14 protein-coding genes are annotated in these 15,828 nt (G+C 72.6%); 7 read left to right on the top strand and 7 right to left on the bottom strand.

Annotated features, from left to right (window positions below; genetic code table 11):
* Positions 1-78: 78 nt before the first annotated feature.
* A complete protein-coding gene (locus ABD297_RS02425) occupies positions 79-936 on the top strand; it encodes a thermonuclease family protein (protein ID WP_344252629.1) in 858 nt (285 codons plus the stop codon).
* A gap of 265 nt (positions 937-1,201) precedes the next feature.
* Here the strand turns inward: ABD297_RS02425 and ABD297_RS02420 are convergent, their stop codons facing one another.
* The 4 genes from ABD297_RS02420 to gndA form a co-directional block, all read right to left on the bottom strand.
* On the bottom strand, positions 1,202-1,966 hold the full coding sequence (locus ABD297_RS02420) for a GNAT family N-acetyltransferase (protein WP_344252628.1): 765 nt from the start codon (positions 1,964-1,966) through the stop codon (positions 1,202-1,204).
* 51 nt (positions 1,967-2,017) lie between these two features.
* Positions 2,018-4,042 carry a vWA domain-containing protein gene (locus ABD297_RS02415; RefSeq protein WP_344252627.1) on the bottom strand — a complete coding sequence of 675 codons (2,025 nt, stop codon included), beginning with the start codon at positions 4,040-4,042 and terminating at the stop codon, positions 2,018-2,020.
* A gap of 9 nt (positions 4,043-4,051) precedes the next feature.
* Positions 4,052-5,446, bottom strand: coding sequence for a sigma 54-interacting transcriptional regulator (locus ABD297_RS02410; RefSeq protein WP_344252626.1), 1,395 nt, complete (start codon positions 5,444-5,446; stop codon positions 4,052-4,054).
* 345 nt (positions 5,447-5,791) lie between these two features.
* Entirely contained in the window at positions 5,792-7,243 is a 1,452-nt protein-coding gene (gene gndA, locus ABD297_RS02405; protein ID WP_344252625.1) for an NADP-dependent phosphogluconate dehydrogenase, read from the bottom strand.
* A 112-nt stretch (positions 7,244-7,355) separates the two neighbouring features.
* On the opposite strand from gndA, the gene ABD297_RS02400 reads away from it, so the two are divergent.
* Both ABD297_RS02400 and ABD297_RS02395 read left to right on the top strand, forming a co-directional pair.
* A complete protein-coding gene (locus ABD297_RS02400) occupies positions 7,356-8,243 on the top strand; it encodes a DUF429 domain-containing protein (RefSeq protein WP_344252623.1) in 888 nt (295 codons plus the stop codon).
* A gap of 37 nt (positions 8,244-8,280) precedes the next feature.
* Positions 8,281-8,736 carry a GNAT family N-acetyltransferase gene (locus ABD297_RS02395; RefSeq protein ID WP_344252621.1) on the top strand — a complete coding sequence of 152 codons (456 nt, stop codon included), beginning with the start codon at positions 8,281-8,283 and terminating at the stop codon, positions 8,734-8,736.
* Positions 8,737-8,875: 139 nt separating this feature from the next.
* Here the strand turns inward: ABD297_RS02395 and ABD297_RS02390 are convergent, their stop codons facing one another.
* Positions 8,876-10,357 (bottom strand): MFS transporter, encoded by a 1,482-nt coding sequence (locus tag ABD297_RS02390; RefSeq protein WP_344252619.1) that lies wholly within the window; start codon positions 10,355-10,357, stop codon positions 8,876-8,878.
* A 102-nt stretch (positions 10,358-10,459) separates the two neighbouring features.
* Between ABD297_RS02390 and ABD297_RS02385 the strand changes: the two genes are divergently transcribed.
* Positions 10,460-11,059: a TetR family transcriptional regulator gene (locus ABD297_RS02385; RefSeq protein ID WP_344252617.1), complete on the top strand. Its 600-nt coding sequence runs from the start codon at positions 10,460-10,462 to the stop codon at positions 11,057-11,059.
* Between the two features lie 75 nt (positions 11,060-11,134).
* Here the strand turns inward: ABD297_RS02385 and ABD297_RS02380 are convergent, their stop codons facing one another.
* The gene (locus tag ABD297_RS02380) at positions 11,135-12,238 is read right to left on the bottom strand and encodes an SGNH/GDSL hydrolase family protein (RefSeq protein WP_344252615.1); all 1,104 of its coding nucleotides are present in this window, start codon (positions 12,236-12,238) and stop codon (positions 11,135-11,137) included.
* Between the two features lie 178 nt (positions 12,239-12,416).
* On the bottom strand, positions 12,417-13,241 hold the full coding sequence (locus ABD297_RS02375) for an SDR family oxidoreductase (RefSeq protein WP_344252613.1): 825 nt from the start codon (positions 13,239-13,241) through the stop codon (positions 12,417-12,419).
* A 193-nt stretch (positions 13,242-13,434) separates the two neighbouring features.
* On the opposite strand from ABD297_RS02375, the gene ABD297_RS02370 reads away from it, so the two are divergent.
* The 3 genes from ABD297_RS02370 to ABD297_RS02360 all read left to right on the top strand — a co-directional run bounded on the left by ABD297_RS02370 (position 13,435) and on the right by ABD297_RS02360 (position 15,589).
* The gene (locus tag ABD297_RS02370) at positions 13,435-14,217 is read left to right on the top strand and encodes a hypothetical protein (protein ID WP_344252612.1); all 783 of its coding nucleotides are present in this window, start codon (positions 13,435-13,437) and stop codon (positions 14,215-14,217) included.
* A gap of 65 nt (positions 14,218-14,282) precedes the next feature.
* Positions 14,283-14,627, top strand: a complete 345-nt coding sequence (locus ABD297_RS02365; protein ID WP_344252610.1) for a hypothetical protein — start codon at positions 14,283-14,285, stop codon at positions 14,625-14,627.
* A gap of 92 nt (positions 14,628-14,719) precedes the next feature.
* Entirely contained in the window at positions 14,720-15,589 is an 870-nt protein-coding gene (locus ABD297_RS02360) for a DNA gyrase subunit A (RefSeq protein WP_344252608.1), read from the top strand.
* Positions 15,590-15,828: the final 239 nt, after the last annotated feature.

The following is a 15,828-nucleotide window of genomic DNA, read 5'->3' as shown; positions in this document are numbered from 1 at the left end:
GCGGCCATGCTCGATTCGCCGGACACCGCTGCGCGGATCGCCTAGCGTGAGCCGATCACCAGGGGATCAGGGAGCACGATGCGCAGGACCAAGGGACTCGTCACGATCGCCGCCCTCGTGGCGCTGGCCGCGATCGGCGGCAACGCGGCGCGCGGCTCGGACGACCTGACCCCTGCCGGCCCCACGGCTGAGCCGCCCGTCACGGTGACCCACACCACGGCCCGTCCAGCGGTGGCGAAGCCGACGACCACCCCGCCCGCGAAGGCACCAGCCACGACGCCGGCGACCAAGCAGACGACGGCGAAGACCACCGCTGCCGCCACGACGTGGACGGTGACCAAGGTCGTCGACGGCGACACGATCTGGGCCTCCCGCGGTGGCGTGACGCAGAAGGTCCGCTTCATCGGCATCGACACCCCGGAGACGGGCCAGTGCGGGTTCACCGAGGCCCGCAACGCCCTGCGCGGGATCATCGGCGGCCAGCGCGTCACCCTGACCCCGGGCGCCCGGACCGACGTCGACCGCTACGGCCGAGCCCTGCGCTACGTCGACGTCAACGGTGTGGACGCCGGGTTGCGCCTCATCAAGCAGGGGTATGCCGTCGCCCGCTACGACTCGCGGGACGGCTACGGCTCCCACCCGCGTGAAGGCGCCTACGTGCGCGCCGATGCCGTGAGCCCCAAGGCCGCCTGCGCCGACCCGAACGCCGCCAGCACGTCGGGCGGCACGAGCGGCATCTCCGGCGGCATCTCGGGTGCGTGGCCACAGGCGGGCGACAAGTACCCCTGCCCCCGGTCGCGACCGGTGAAGGGCAACGAGAACTCGATGATCGCCCACGAGCCGAGCGACCGGTACTACAACATCACCAAGCCCGAGCAATGCTTCGCGACGATGGCCGACGCAGAGGCGGCCGGCTTCCGCCCCGCCAAGGTCTGACAGGGCGCCGTCCATCGGGATCATCACCCTGGTGTGGCGCCGCTGGCGCCGACCGCCCACGCGGCCGGCTTCGGCCCCCGCCAAAGGGCTGAAAGGTCTTCGCCGGTTTCCGCCCCGCCCGCCGCCGATCCCCCGCAACACGCCGGGAAACCGTCATACCTCGCCGGCTGCAACCGCCTGAGCTGACGGTCCCCGGGTGTGTTGCCGGAGCGGGGGCTCGAGATGGTCAGTCGGCGAGGGTCGGCGAGGGGTCAGCCGGGGAGGGTCAGTCGTCGAGGCCGAGGATGCAGGCCGTGCCGATGTCGACGAAGCCGACCCGGCGGTAGATGTCGGCCGCCGCGTCCGACCCCGCCGACAGGAAGACCGTCTCGACGCCCCGCCGCCGGCACGCGGCGACGAGGGTGCTCGTGATCGCCGTGCCGTGTCCGCGCCCCCGGTGACCGGGCGGCACGGCGATGCCCATCAGCTCGGCGACGTCGCCGCGAGGGGCCGCCGACCCCGCACCACAGAGGCGGTCGCCCTCGAACGACGCCACGACGACGAGGTCCCCGCGCTCCATCAGCTCGGGCTGCCGGCCGGGGTCCTTCGGCTCGACGTCGTCATGTCCGGCGAACCCCGCCGACACCGACCCGAGCGCGAGCGACAGGTGCGGCTCGGCCGGCCGCAGCTCCCGGGCCCGCGGGTCGCGGGCGACCGGGACGTCCGCCGGCATCGCGAGCAGGGGGTAGCGGTGCGGTTCGTGACCGGCCGCGCGCACCGCGGGCAGCAACGACGGCGTCACCTGCTCGACCCACTCGATCGCCCGCGGCACCCCGAGCGTCTGCTGGCGCTCGAGCACACGGCATACGTCATCGGCGGTGAAGCCGGCCTGACGCCCCAGCCGCGGCCGCGCGTAGAACTGCCACCCGGTGCCCTCGTCGGCGACGAAGAGCGTGAAGGGGCCGACCTCCAGGGCTGTCGCGACGGCGCGCGGGACGCAGTCGTAGTACGTCTCGATGCGGTCCAGCCGCGCGTCGTGAACTCGCCCCATCGCGCCACCATGACAGTCGCCGACCTCTGACGGCGACCGAATTGTGGCCGGTCAGCGCCGTCCGCGACGGGTGCGGAGGTAGTCGGCGACGACGTACTCCCCGAGCCGCGCGATGTCGGGCGTGAAGACGCGACCGCCCGCGCGCCGGGCGACGGCGTCGACGAAGCGCGCCAGCCCCGGGTCCTCCCCGAGCATGAAGATGTTGAGCTGGGCGCCGGACCGTCGCAGCTCGTCGACCTCGGCGACCGTCGCACGCACCGTCTGCTGCGTCGCCGGCCAGTGGAACGTCGGCCGGCCGTCGGACTCGAGGTGCGCGGTCGGCTCACCGTCGGTGACGACGAGCACGACCGGCTCGGCGTCGGGGTGGCGGCGCAGGTGCCGCCCGGCGAGCATCAGCGCGTGCTGGAGGTTGGTGCCCTGGACCCACTCGGGGTCGGCCTCGGCGAGCTCGACGGGGGTCAGGCGTCGCGCCGCGAGGTTGAAACCGATGATCTGCAGCGCGTCGTGCCGGAACCGGGTCTGCACGAGGTGCGAGAGCGCGAGCGCCGTCTGCTTCATCGGCCCCCACCGCCCCTCCTGCATCATCGAGAACGACATGTCGACGCACAGCGCGACCGCCGCCACGGCGCGCCGCTCCGTCTCGGCCACCGCGAAGTCCTCGACGAGCAGCTCCACCCCACCGCGTCCGTGTGCCGTGTCGCCCGTCACCGGGGACGCTCCCCCGCCCGAGCGGGCGTTGCGCTGCAGGGCGTTCGAGACGGTGCGGACCGTGTCGATGGGCAGCTCGTCGCCGAACTCCCACTGCCGGCTGAGGCCGGTCAGCTCGTCGGCCTGGCCGGCGGCGCGGTCGTCGTGGTCGCCGCGGCCGGCAGCCTCGACGCGCTCGAAGACCCGCTTGAGCGCGCTCTCCCCCAGCCGCCGCACGGCCCGCGGCGTCAGGCGCAGGCCGTCGTCGCCGCGCGAGACGTAGCCCTGCCGCTCGAGCTCTCGCTCGAGCTGGCGCAGCGCCTCCATGTCGCGGGCGGCGTCGGCGCCGAGGTACTGCTCGAGCCGCTCGACGTCGACGTCGTCGAGGGTCGCCCCGAAGTAGCTCTGCCCGAGCTGCTCGCCGAGCTGCTCGAGGTCGGCGAGCTCGGCGACCGCGTCGACGGCGTCGCCGTAGCCCATCGGCTCGCCCTGTCCCTGCTGCACCGGGCTGCGCCGGTCGAGCCCGGGGCGCAGCGCCCGCAGGTTGTCGGACAGCTGGGCCATCTGCGAGGCGAGGTCGGGGTCGCCGAGGGCGTCCGACATCAGCTGGCCGAGCTGCTCGCGCTGCTCGGGGGTCAGCGACGCCATGAGCCGGTCGGCCGCGGCCTGCCTGCGTGCGAGGGCGTCGATGAGCTCGTCGACGTTCTCGGGCTGCTCGGGGAAGAGGTCGCCGTGCTTGTCCATGAAGTCGCGGAACTGGTCCTCGGTGTCCTCACCGCGAGCGTGCGCGGCGAGCAGCTGGTTGAGGTCGGCGAGCATGTCCTTGACGGCCTGCATGGCCTGCGGGTCGTTGCCGGACAGCGCCTGCTTGAGCCCCTCGAACTGGGCGCCGACGACCTCGCGCTGGAGCATCTGCTGGATCTGCTCGTAGGTCTGGCGCGCCTCGGGCGAGTGCCACTCGTAGTCCCCGAGCGCCCGGACGGCGCCGGCGACGTCGTCGGGGATCGTCGCGAGGTCCATCTCCGCGAGGCGGGCGTCGTCGCCGGGCTCACCGGAGAGGGTGTCGCGCTCCTCGGCGAGCGCCTGGTCGAGCATGGCCCGCACCTGGTCCAGCGTGCCGCCGAGGTCACCGCGCCGGCGGGCGGCCTCGCGCAGCCGGCGGACGCGCTCGGCGAGGTCGTCGAGGCCGCGGCGCCCATCCATGCCCCGGCGGAGCAGCTCGCGCAGCGACTCCCGCAGGGAGCCGCCGGCCAGCACGTCCTGCCCCACCTCGTCGAGAGCGGAGCGCACGTCGAAGGGCGGCGCGAGCGGGTCGGGTCCGCCGTGCCAGGGCGAGTAGCGGAACCGCCCGTGCACGTCACCTCCATCACCGGGACCCCGCGGCGTCATCGGCACGACCTAGGCCCCGTAGACGGTGCGACCGGCGACGGAGTCCTTGTCGATGCGTCGCGTCAGGTGCAGCCCCTCGAGGACGAACTCGATGGCCGCGGCCACCTGTCCCGGGGTCGCGTCGTCGCCGTGCCCGAGACGGTCGAGGACCTTCGACAGCCCCGACACCGGCCCCACCTGGGTCAGCAGGTCGGCGCCGGGCACGAGCTCGCCGGTCTCGACGACGGCGCCCTCGGCGAAGAGGTTGGTGAAGCCGGTCAGGTCGAGGCCCGACAGCCGGGCGCGATACGTCTCCGCGACCGCGAGGCGCAGCAGGTGCGTCAGCACGTCACGCTCCCGGCCCTCCTCGCCCATCTCGAACTCGACCTTGCCGAGGAGGGTTGGCACGACGGTGGGGACGTCGCAGACGCGCGCCACGGCATACGACTCCCCGGTGCGGGCGGCGCGACGCAGCGCTGACCCGGCCACCCCCTCCGCCGCCGCGATGGCGAAGCGCGCCGAGACACCGGAGCGCTGGTCGACGGCGGACGACTCGCGCAGCCCGCGGGTGAAGCGGGCGACGACCTCGAGCAGGTGCTCGGGCACGTCGGCGACGAGGTGGGACTCCTGCGTGATGAGCGCGACCTCGTCAGCGACCTCGGTCGGGTAGTGGGTGCGGATCTCGGCGCCGAAGCGGTCCTTGAGCGGGGTGATGATGCGGCCGCGGTTGGTGTAGTCCTCGGGGTTGGCCGTCGCGACGAGGAGGATGTCGAGCGGCAGGCGCAGCGAGTAGCCGCGGATCTGGATGTCGCGCTCCTCGAGCACGTTGAAGAGGGCGACCTGGATGCGCTCGGCGAGGTCGGGCAGCTCGTTGAGGCCGAAGATGCCGCGGTTGCTACGCGGGACGAGGCCGTAGTGCACCGTCTCGGGGTCACCGAGGGTGCGGCCCTGCGCGACTTTGACCGGGTCGACGTCGCCGACGAGGTCGCCGACGCTCGTGTCGGGGGTCGCGAGCTTCTCGGTGTAGCGCTCGCTGCGGTGGCGCCACACGACGGGCAGGTCCTCGCCGAGCTCGGCGGTCATCCGCCGGCAGCGCACGCACGACGGCTGGTGCGGGTCGTCGCCGATCTCGCAGCCCTCGACGACGGGGCTCCACTCGTCGAGCAGTCCCGCGAGCGTGCGCATGAGGCGGGTCTTGCCCTGGCCGCGCTCGCCGAGCAGGACGAGGTCGTGGCCCGCGAGCAGCGCCGTCTCGAGCTCGGGCAGCACGGTCTCGTCGAAGCCGACCATCCCCGGGAAGGCGTCCTCACCGGCCCGCAGCCGGGCCAGGAGGTTCTCGCGGAGCTCGCTCTTGACGCTGCGGTGCACGTGGCCGGAGGCGCGCAGCTCGCCGAGGGTGGAGGCGCCGGTGTCGGGGTGGGTCATTGCTTCACGCTACGTCCGACTCCCGACAGTGTCGAAGGGTCCGTCGAGGGCTGGTCGTACGCTCGTCCAAAAGCGGACGAAATGGGCGTAACGCTCGGCCATGGGGATCGTTGACCGGTGGGCGTCGGGCGAGTCCGACGAACGTATGCCGTGTGCCCGGGGCGTCCAGAAGCGTGGCGACCCGCTGGTGGCTCGGTCACTGCACCACCCGCGCGGCACCGAAGAGGGTGCGCGCACACCTCCATGCATCACGGCGCGACCCGCGGATCCCGTCCCGCAGGTCGCGCCGTGGCGCAGGTGGCGCTGTTCGAGCGGTCGAGCGGTTGAAGCCGTGGCGCCGGTGGCTCAGCTCGCCGAGGACTCGCTGCGGTCGCCCGCCCAGTCGGTGTGGAAGCTGCCGTCGCGGTCGACGCGCGTGTAGGTGTGCGCCCCGAAGTTGTCGCGCAGCGCCTGGATCAGGGCGGCCGGCAGGCGGTCGCGGCGCAGGCCGTCGAAGTAGGCGAGCGACGACGCGAAGGCCGGAGCCGGCACGCCGCGCTCGGCCGAGACGGCGACGACGCGGCGCCAGGCCTGCACGCCCTCGCCGATCGCGTCGGCGAACCACGGCGCGGTCAGCAGCGTCTCGAGGTCGGGCTCGGCGGCATACGCCTCCTTGATGCGGTCGAGGAAGCGGGCGCGGATGATGCAGCCGCCACGCCAGATCGTCGCGACCTCACCGAGGTCGAGGTCCCAGCCGTGCTCCTTGGAGCCGGCGGCGAGCTGGTCGAAGCCCTGCGCGTAGGCGACGATCTTGGAGGCGTAGAGCGCGGCCCGGACGTCGTCGACGAAGGCGTCGCGGTCGACCTGGCGCTGCGTCGAGGGGTCGAGGTCGGCGAGATCCGAGAAGGTCTCGCGGACGGCGGCGCGCTGGCTCGTGTGGCCGGACAGGCTGCGGGCGAAGGTCGCCTCGGCGATGCCGGTGACGGGGACGCCGAGGTCGAGGGCGCTCTGCACGGTCCAGCGACCGGTGCCCTTCTGCTCGGCCGCGTCGCCGACGACGTCCACGAAGGGCTTGCCGGTCGAGGCGTCGGTGTGGGCGAGCACGTCTGCGGTCATCTCGATGAGGAAGGACTCGAGGTCGCCTTCGTTCCACTCGCGGAAGACGTCGGCGATCTCGGACGGCTCGAGCCCGAGGACGCTGCGGAGCAGGTCGAAGGACTCGGCGATGAGCTGCATGTCGGCGTACTCGATGCCGTTGTGGACCATCTTGACGAAGTGGCCGGCGGCGTCGGGGCCGAGGTGCGCCGCGCACGGCGTGCCGTCGACCTGCGCCGCGATGGAGTCGACGACGGGCTGGAGCCGCTCGTACGCGTGGTCGGAGCCACCGACCATGATGGACGGGCCGTTGAGCGCGCCCTCCTCACCGCCGGAGACACCCATGCCGACGAAGTGGATCCCCTTGTCGGACAGGGCCTTCTCGCGGCGCAGGGTGTCGGCGAAGTGGGCGTTGCCGGCGTCGACGAGGATGTCGCCCTCGTCGAGCAGCGGCACGAGCTCGTCGATGACGGCGTCGGTCGGGGCGCCGGCCTTGACCATGACGATGATGGCCCGGGGCTGCTCGATGGCGGCGACGAAGTCCTCGATCGTCTCGGCTCCGACGAAGTCGCCCTCGTCGCCGAACTGCTCCACGAGGCTCGTCATGCGCGAGGTCGTGCGGTTGTGGACCGCCACCGTGTGGCCGTGTCGGGCGATGTTGCGGGCGAGGTTGCGCCCCATCGTCGCGAGGCCGGTGACGCCGATCGTTGCGCGTGTCTCCATGAGGGCGGCAACCTCCTCGGCGTCCGGCGCATTCCATGCCGTCCACCCCTCGGCACGCACCACCCCTCCCACCACCCTGCCGACGCGCCCGGCGATGGGGTTGGGTGGACCCATGGACGCGGGAGTGCAGCGGCGGGTCAGGGAGCTGGGCGACGAGCTGGTCGGCGCGCTGTCCGCCCTGCCCGCGGACACCGACCCGGGCGTCCGCGAGGCGCTCACCGACGGCATCGGGTCGCTGCGCCGGCTCGCCGACGTGCTCGAGCAGGCGTCCGCCGCGGCCGCAGCGGGCCGACCGGCGCCCGTCGACGTCGTCGCGCCGGTGCTCGGGGTCGACGGCTGCAAGGCCGGCTGGGTCGGCGCGCTGCTCGAGCCCGGGGCGCCCCGGCCGCGCGTCGTCGTGGCTCCGACCGTCGCCGAGCTCGTCGCGATGGTGCGCGAGTCGACCGGCATCCGCGTGGTCGGCATCGACATCCCGATCGGCTTGCCCGACAGCACGATCCGTCGGGCCGACCAGCTCGCGAGGAAGGCGCTCCCGGGCAAGGCGTCGTCGATCTTCTCGACGCTCACGCGCTCGGCGTATGCCGCGGCGACGCGGCTCGAGGCCGACACCGTCAACCGTGGGCTCGTCGGTCAGGGTGTTGGCGCGCAGGCCTTCGCGCTGCGCGACAAGATCGTCGAGGTCGACGCGTGGCTGCGCACCCGGCCGACCGTCACGGTGCTCGAGATCCACCCGGAGGTGTCGTTCGCGGCCATGGCGGGCGCCCCGATCGCCGCGAGCAAGAAGACCGACGAGGGGCGCGACCGGCGCCTCGAGGCCCTCGCCGCCGCGGGCATCTCGCGCCCGTCCGTGCTCCAGGGATCGGGGTATGCCGTCGACGACGTGCTCGACGCCTGTGCCGTCGCATGGTCGGCCGCCCGGCACGCTGCGGGCCTGGCGCGGTCGCTCCCCGACCCGCCCGAGGTCTTCTCCGACGGCCTCCCGGCCGCGATCTGGGCCTGACGACGGCCCGCCGGCGGTCGTGCCCGAGCATGGGCCCATGCGCATCACGGTGGACGACCTGACCGACCCGGCCGTCATCGACCTGCTCGAGGGGCACGTCTCGCAGCTGCGGTCGATGTCGCCGCCGGAGAGCACGCACGCCCTCGACCTCGACGGGCTGCGGGCGCCGGGCCTCACGCTCTGGGTGGCGCGCGACGGCGACACGGTGCTCGGCTGTGGTGCCCTGGCCGAGGTCGGGCCCGGACACGGCGAGGTGAAGTCGATGCGCACCGCCCCGGACGCGCAGCGCCGCGGGGTCGCCCGCGCCGTGCTGGGCGAGATCCTCGCCGAGGCCCGCCGCCGTGGACTGGCACGAGTCAGCCTCGAGACCGGCTCGGACGACTTCTTCGCACCGGCCCGGGCGCTCTACGCGGCGCACGGCTTCACCGAGTGCGAGCCGTTCGGCAGCTACCGCCCCGACCCGCTCAGCACCTTCATGACCCTCGAGCTCTAGACACTCGAGCTCTAGACACTCGAGCTCTGAGTCTTCGGCGCTGACCCTGCCCACTGTGACCCGACCGGGCACGACGAGAACGAGGTATGCCGTCGCGACCGGCGCGTGACGGCATACCTCGTCTGCGTGGGGTGGAGGGTCAGGCGGTCGCGGCCTGCTCGGGAGCGCGACGGATGAACAGGACGATGACCGCGGCCAGCACCGCGGCTCCGGCGCAGAGCGCGAAGAGCTGGCGGTAGGCGGTCAGCGACGGCACCGCGAAGCTGCCGAGGATGACGGTGTTGGCGGCGAGGATGCTGCCGCCGAGAGCCGAGGCCAGGGAGCTGCCGAGGCTGCGGAAGAGCGTGTTGAGGCCGTTGGCGGCCGCGATCTCCGACGACGGCGAGTGCTCGTTGACGAGCGAGGGGATCGCGGCGTAGCCGATGCCCGTGCCGACGCCGACCACGGTGGTGCCGACGATGACCTCGGTCAGCGACCCGGTCCAGACGATCCGCATGAGCCAGCCGAGGGCCACGACGACCGCGCCGAGGGCGAGCGTGCGCGGGGCGCCCCACGAGCCGATGAGCCGAGCCGCGACCGGGGAGAAGAGGATCATCGCGATGCCGCTCGGCAGCAGGGCGAGCCCACCGGTCATGAGGCTGGCCCCGAAGCCGTAGCCGCTCGCCTCCGGCGCCTCGATGAACGACGCGGTGCCGAGGAACGAGGCGAAGAGGGCGAAGCCGAAGAGGACCGAGGCGACGTTGGTCAGCACGATCGGGCGACGGCGCAGGGCACGCAGGTCGACGAGCGGCTCGCGGATGCGGGTCTGGCTCCAGCCGAAGACGGCGAAGAGGACGGCGGAGGCACCGAGCAGCCAGTAGATGCGGGCGTCGGACCAGCCCCAGGCGGCGCTCTGCGTGAGCGGCAGCAGCAGCGCGAGCAGCGCTGCGCCCATGAGTGCGGCACCGACGAGGTCGACGCGGCCACCGCTGCGCCCCGGCGCCTCGGGGACCATGAGCCGGATGCCGAGGAAGGCGACGAGCCCCGCCACGGAGGTGATCCAGAAGAGGGCGTGGAACGAGAAGTGCTCGGCGACGAACCCGGCCAGCGGCAGGCCGAGGGCACCACCGACGCCGAGCATCGCGCTGACGAGCGCGACCGACGAGGCGACGCGCTCCTTGGGCATCGTCGTCATGAGCAGGCTGATGCCGAGGGGGATGGTGGCCGCGGCGAGGCCCTGGACGGCGCGACCGACGATGAGCAGCGCGACGTCGTCGGTGAGTGCCGTGACGAGCGAGCCGACGGTCAGTGCGGCGAGCGCGACGAGGAGCAGGCGCCGCTTGCCGAACATGTCACCGAGGCGTCCCATGATCGGCACGCTGATGGCCGAGACGAGCAGCGTCGAGGTGAGCAGCCACGAGACGTTGCTCGCGGACGTGTGGAGGTCGGCCGGCAGGGTGGCGAGGACGGGGACGAGCAGGGACTGCGAGAGCGCCACGACGAGCGCGCCGAGCCCGACGAAGACGAGCTGGACGTTGGCCCGACCGGCGGCCGGGGTGGGGGTCACCTCCGAGGTGGCGCCTGAGGGGGCGGGTGCTCGGGTCGAGGCAGCCGCCTCGGGCGGCTCGGTGCTGACGGACATGGGTTGCTCCTACGAGATCTGGGTGTGCTGGCACTGTACGCCCAATGTGGCACTCAGTGTCACTCAAGCCACTTGATGACAGTCGGTGCTAGGGTGGGCGCCATGACCACGCCCCCGACGAGCCTTCGCGAGCGCGCCCGCGGCGCCGTCCGTGACGAGGTGTCGAGGCAGGCGTGGAGCCTCTTCGCCGAACAGGGCTTCGAGCACACGACCGTCGACCAGATCGCCGAGGCGGCCGGCATGTCGCGCCGCACCTTCTTCCGCTACTACGACAGCAAGGAGGAGCTCGTCCTCGAGCGGCTGCTCGAGTCGGGCGAGGCGGTCGTCGAGGCGATGCGCGGACGGCCCGCCGACGAGTCCGCCTGGGCGGCCCTGCGCCGCGCTCTCGACGCCATCGTGACCGTGCAGGAGACGCACGCCGAACGCTCGCGGCCGCTCCAGCTCATGCTCCACCGCGAGCCGGTGCTGCGCAGCACCGTCACCGAGCAGCACCGCCGGTGGCTCGAGGCGCTGACCCCGCTCGTCGGCGAGCGCATGCCCCGACGGCGCTCACACCGGGGACCGGACGTGCGCGCGGCCGCCCTGACGAGCAGCGCCCTGGCCTGCCTCGAGATCGCCCAGGCGACGTGGGCCGCCGACCCCACCGTGCACCTCGCGCCCCTGCTCGACGAGCTCATGGGCGCGGTCTCACCGCTGGCCTGACTCCTCGCGGGAGCGCGACGAGGTATGCCGTCGCGACCGGACGCGACGGCATACCTCCACTCTCGCGGGACGGGGTCAGCCGGAGACGGCGGTCCGCAGGGCTCCGGCGGTCGCGTCCCAGCCGGGCTGGGTCGGGTGGACGAACTCGGCCGTGTCGCGACCGGGGGTGCCGACGGGCACGAGCCACGCCCTGGAGTTGTCGGCGACGACGTGCGGGTCGAGCCCGTGCACGCGTCCGCCCCAGGCCTGCTTCACCGTGTCGACGAAGTGGTAGTTGCCGGCACCGGGCTCGGCGTTGAGCTCGGCGATGCCCTGGGCCTGGAGCTGGTCGCCGAGGCGCTGGAGGTCGTTGAGGGCCTTGCCGGCGTCGTAGACCGGGGCGGCCTCGGGGATGCCGTAGCTCTCGGTGTTGATGAGGAACGGGTAGCTGAGCAGGTAGACCTGCGCGTGGCCGCCCGACTTCTGCTCGACGGCGCGCAGGGCGTCCTTGGTGCTCTCGACCATCTGGGGGGCCTTGGCCGTCGCGGCGTCCAGCGCCTGCTTGCAGCTCGTCGGGTCGCGCAGCGTCAGGCAGTCCACGACGATCGTCGAGAAGCCGATGTCGTTGCCCCCGATGGTGACGAAGACGTAGTCGGTGTCGGGCGTGACCGCGTCGATCTGCGCCCGCGTGGTGAGCTGGCACGAGACGGTGCCGGTGTAGAGGTCGTTGACGCCGGCGCCGGCGACGAACGTGTAGCGGTAAGAGAAGTCCGGCTGGGCGGGCACGCCGCACAGCCGCTCGGTCTGGGCCCGCTTCAGCCACTCGCTCTGCTGGTCGGGGTAGGCCGCCGGGTCGATCGAGTAGGTCGCGGACTTCGTGAACGCGTTGCCCAGGTCGCGTGGGTGGAGGATGTCGGCGACGACCCCGCCGCTGCACGCGACGTCGGTGTAGCTCGCACCGATGGACGTCGCGACCTGCGAGCCGTAGTTGTCGGGCGAGCGGTAGCAGTCACGCTCCTCGTAGGTCCCCGTGCCGTTGCCGGCCGAGTAGGAGTCGCCGAGCTGGACGACCTGGGGCGTCGTCGTCGCCGAGGCGCTCGTGACGGGCGCCAGCGCCGCCGTGGCGGCGAGGGTGCCGCAGGCCACGACGAGGGCGGCCGCAGCACGGCCGAGACGGGTGGTGCGTGGGGAACGGGGCACGGCTGGACTCCTTCGTCCGGTGTCGGTCTCGTAGAGAGAACGAGGCCGTCGCCGGGGAGGTCACGCGGCAGGCCCGGCGCAGCGCCCCACGGAGGTGGCCGTGGAGGTCACCCCACGCACGAGGAGGTATGCCGTCACGACGGGCGTGACGGCATACCTCCCTCTCGTGTGGCTGGGCTCAGCCCTGCGCGAGCTGGGACACGTCGTCCCACTTCTCCCACGTCTCGATCCGCGAGGCGTAGTCCGCCTTGGCGATCGAGAGCGGAGCGGCGCCGAAGAAGACGCGCAGCGGAGGCTCGTCGGCGTCGACGACCTTGAGGACCGCTGCAGCCGACGCCTTGGGGTCGCCGGGGCCGGAGGTGTTGCGCGCCGCGCGCTCGCGGTGGGTGCGCTCGCGGATGTCGTCGTAGGTCGACAACGGCTCCGAGTGCTTGGCCGACGGGCCGGCCCAGTCGGTGGAGAACCCGCCCGGCTCGATGAGGGTGACCTTGATGCCGAAGGGCGCGACCTCCTGCGCGAGCGACTGGCTCAGGCCCTCGAGCGCCCACTTCGACGCGTGGTACGCGCCGACGATCGGGAAGGCGGAGATGCCGCCGATCGAGCTGACCTGGATGATGTGGCCCGAGCCCTGCTCGCGCATGATCGGCAGCGCGGCCTGCGTCACCCAGAGGGCGCCGAAGAAGTTCGTCTCCATCTGTGCGCGGACGTCGTCCTCGCTCAGCTCCTCGACGAAGCCGAAGTGGCCGTAGCCGGCGTTGTTGACGACGACGTCGAGGCGGCCGAAGCGCTCGTGCGCCTGCTTGACGGCGGCGACATCGGCGTCACGGTCCGTGACGTCGAGGGCGATCGGCAGCAGCCGGTCGCCGTAGATCTGGGCGAGGTCGTCGAGGGTGCTGGTGTCGCGGGCGGTCGCGGCGACGTTGTCGCCCCGCTCGAGGGCGGCGGCCGCCCACTCGCGACCGAACCCACGGGACGTTCCGGTGATGAACCACGTTTTCGTCATGCGTTCGACGCTATGACTTCGAGTGCGCTCCAACGCAAGCCGTGCCGGCGCGGACGGCCGGGGGGGCATGGGTGGGCGCGGGTGGCCGTGGGTGGGCGTGGGAGATAACGCTTTCGCCACGTCAGTCACCGAACGGACACGATGGGGTCTCTCCGGCCGGAGGCGCACTCGTCGTGGCTATAGCGTTCGGACCATGCCCACCCGCCTGCGCCGATCCGGCGCTCTCCTCGCCGTGCCCGCCGCCGTCCTCCTCGCCTCGTGCGGTCCGGGCCAGGCGAGCCCGGCAGCGCAGACCAGCGCGTCCTCGGCCACGTCGACGACGCCCTCGTCGACGCCCACCACCTCGTCCGCGGCCCCCACGAGCGCGGCCCCGCCTGCTGCGGCCGCCCCCAAGCGGTCCAAGGCGTCGCTGGAGAAGGCGCTCCTGGGCATCGACGACCTCCCGGCCGGGTTCTCGGTCGAGCCTGCCGACCAGAGCGGCGAGGGTGGCCCCGCGGTCTCGTCGAAGGACCCGCGCTGCAAGACGCTCGTGACGATCATGAACGCCGACAGCGCTCCCGGCGCGACCGCCAACGCTGCGACGTCGTTCTCCGGCGGCCAGGACGGTCCGTGGATCGACGAGCAGCTCGCGGCGATGGGTGGGGCCGAGCGCGTCTCGGCCTTCCACGCCCAGGTCCGCGCAGCCGTCAAGGCCTGTTCGAAGCTGACGCTGCGACTGCCCCAGGGCACCTCGACGATGGCGGTGCGCACGGTCAAGGCCCCGACGATCGGCAAGGACCCTGTCGCCTTCCGGATCTCCGCCCAGGGCGGGCCCCTCGACGGGTTCGAGTCCACGCAGGTGGCGACGGGTGTCGGTGACGTCGAGCTGATGATGAGCTTCCTCGGCGCCGTCCCCGACGACATCGACGGAGGCACCCAGGTGGCCTTCGACAAGGCCGAGCAGACGCTGGGGGTCAAGGCTTCGAGCGTGAGCTGACCCCCTTGGCAGCTGCGCAGACGGTTCTGAGCATCTCCCGGGCCCGACGTCCCTAGAGTGACGCCATGGTCGACGTCAGCAGCCGTCCCGCCCGGCTCGCGGCCGAGCTGCACCGGCGCGGAGCGCAGTTCGTGGTCGTGGGCAGCACGGCGCGGTGGCTGACGGCGGGTGGCGGCTCGCCCCGCGACCTCGACGTGGCCGTATGCCCTGTGGACCTCCCCGCACTGGCGCGTGCCCTCGACAGCCTGGGGGTGAGGACCACGGTAGATCGCCTGGCGAGGGGCGGCCAGTCGCACGTCGACACGTCATGGGGACCCCTGGACGTCTTCGTCGACGACGCGCTGCGGTGCCGGGTCGGGACGTACGCCCGCGGAGGTCGCACGTGGCAGCTGGCGGTGCTGCCGGCATGACCCGCCGCCCGACGGCGAGCGGCCTCACGCCGTTGGAGGTCACTCTCCTGCAAGCGATCGAGGATCTCGGTGGGGTGGCCTTCGGAACGCACGTGAGCACCCTCCACGTGCTCGAGCGACTCGAGGCGGCGACCGGGCTCGGACGCCGTTACTCCGAAAGGGTTCTGGCCGACCTCGTCGCCGACTGGGTACGGCACCTCCCGCTCGTCGACGGCGACGGCAACTTCGGTTCCATGTCGGGCGACGAGGCGGCCGCGGCGCGCTACACCCGTGTGCGCCTCTCACCCGTTGGTGCGCTGACCCTGAGGTCCGAGCGGGGTGAGGTCGGCCCGCTCCCGATCGACCTCATCGAGGGCTCCCTCTACCGTGGCGGTCTCTTCGCACCGCTCGACCCGGCCACGACCATCCGCGCCGTCCTCGTTGGTGCCGGCAGCGGTGGGGTGCCCCGCACCCCCACCGGCACGATCACCGCCGACCCGGCCGGCGTGGACAACAGGGACGGCCGGTGGGTGCAGCGCTACCAGCTCGGTGCGACGATCCGTACGGGTCGTGACCACGCCGAGCTGGTCATCACCTCGCCACCTTTCCTCGTCGCGACCGACGCGCTCGTTACGAGCCTGTGGGACCGCATCGAGCAGGAGCAGCGCCGCACGGAGCTCGGCAACCTGTCCCTCCCAGGCACACCTCCCTCCGTCGCCGGCGACGAGCCGGTGCCCATCCGGGACGTCGTGGACGCGACGTCCGGACGCACGGGGACCTGGGTCGTGGTCTACCCGAAGGAGGGTGTCGACATCATCGACGCCGTCGACTGGGTCAGAGCGGTGTGGCCGGTCACCGTCCACGTCGACTGCCTGGCGGGTGACGAGATCTATGACCGTTTCGCGGACTGGCTCGACCTCGACAAGAGCGGCGTGCACGCCCTCGATGAGCTGCTCAACGAGGTCGAGCCCGACGACGACTGACCGCACAGGCCGTCGAGATGAAACACGGCTGTCACGCGGACCTGACCGAGGCGCAACGTATCGGGTGCAACGTGGTGGTGACGGCTTCGCACGCGTGATCGCGAAGTGCATGCGATGAGGCCGCCGCGGGGTCGTCTGCCGTGATCCGCGTCCCCGCGAAGGAGCAGCCATGAACCGCATGAGGTCGATCGTCCGCTGGCTCGACGACTACACGCTCTGGGCCTTCAACCCCACCGCCC

This window comes from Terrabacter carboxydivorans, assembly GCF_039532035.1.
Lineage (GTDB): Bacteria > Actinomycetota > Actinomycetes > Actinomycetales > Dermatophilaceae > Terrabacter > Terrabacter carboxydivorans.
Note: the sequence above shows the minus strand (reverse complement) of the source record. Positions and strands in the feature narration are given on the sequence as shown.

Bases quoted from the DNA above. Each gene is read 5' to 3' on its own strand.
- ABD297_RS02425 (WP_344252629.1), top strand. From the start codon at position 79: ATGCGCAGGACCAAGGGACTCGTCACGATCGCCGCCCTCGTGGCGCTG.
- ABD297_RS02420 (WP_344252628.1), bottom strand. From the start codon at position 1,966: ATGGGGCGAGTTCACGACGCGCGGCTGGACCGCATCGAGACGTACTAC.
- ABD297_RS02415 (WP_344252627.1), bottom strand. From the start codon at position 4,042: ATGACGCCGCGGGGTCCCGGTGATGGAGGTGACGTGCACGGGCGGTTC.
- ABD297_RS02410 (WP_344252626.1), bottom strand. From the start codon at position 5,446: ATGACCCACCCCGACACCGGCGCCTCCACCCTCGGCGAGCTGCGCGCC.
- gndA (WP_344252625.1), bottom strand. From the start codon at position 7,243: ATGGAGACACGCGCAACGATCGGCGTCACCGGCCTCGCGACGATGGGG.
- ABD297_RS02400 (WP_344252623.1), top strand. From the start codon at position 7,356: ATGGACGCGGGAGTGCAGCGGCGGGTCAGGGAGCTGGGCGACGAGCTG.
- ABD297_RS02395 (WP_344252621.1), top strand. From the start codon at position 8,281: ATGCGCATCACGGTGGACGACCTGACCGACCCGGCCGTCATCGACCTG.
- ABD297_RS02390 (WP_344252619.1), bottom strand. From the start codon at position 10,357: ATGTCCGTCAGCACCGAGCCGCCCGAGGCGGCTGCCTCGACCCGAGCA.
- ABD297_RS02385 (WP_344252617.1), top strand. From the start codon at position 10,460: ATGACCACGCCCCCGACGAGCCTTCGCGAGCGCGCCCGCGGCGCCGTC.
- ABD297_RS02375 (WP_344252613.1), bottom strand. From the start codon at position 13,241: ATGACGAAAACGTGGTTCATCACCGGAACGTCCCGTGGGTTCGGTCGC.
- ABD297_RS02370 (WP_344252612.1), top strand. From the start codon at position 13,435: ATGCCCACCCGCCTGCGCCGATCCGGCGCTCTCCTCGCCGTGCCCGCC.
- ABD297_RS02365 (WP_344252610.1), top strand. From the start codon at position 14,283: ATGGTCGACGTCAGCAGCCGTCCCGCCCGGCTCGCGGCCGAGCTGCAC.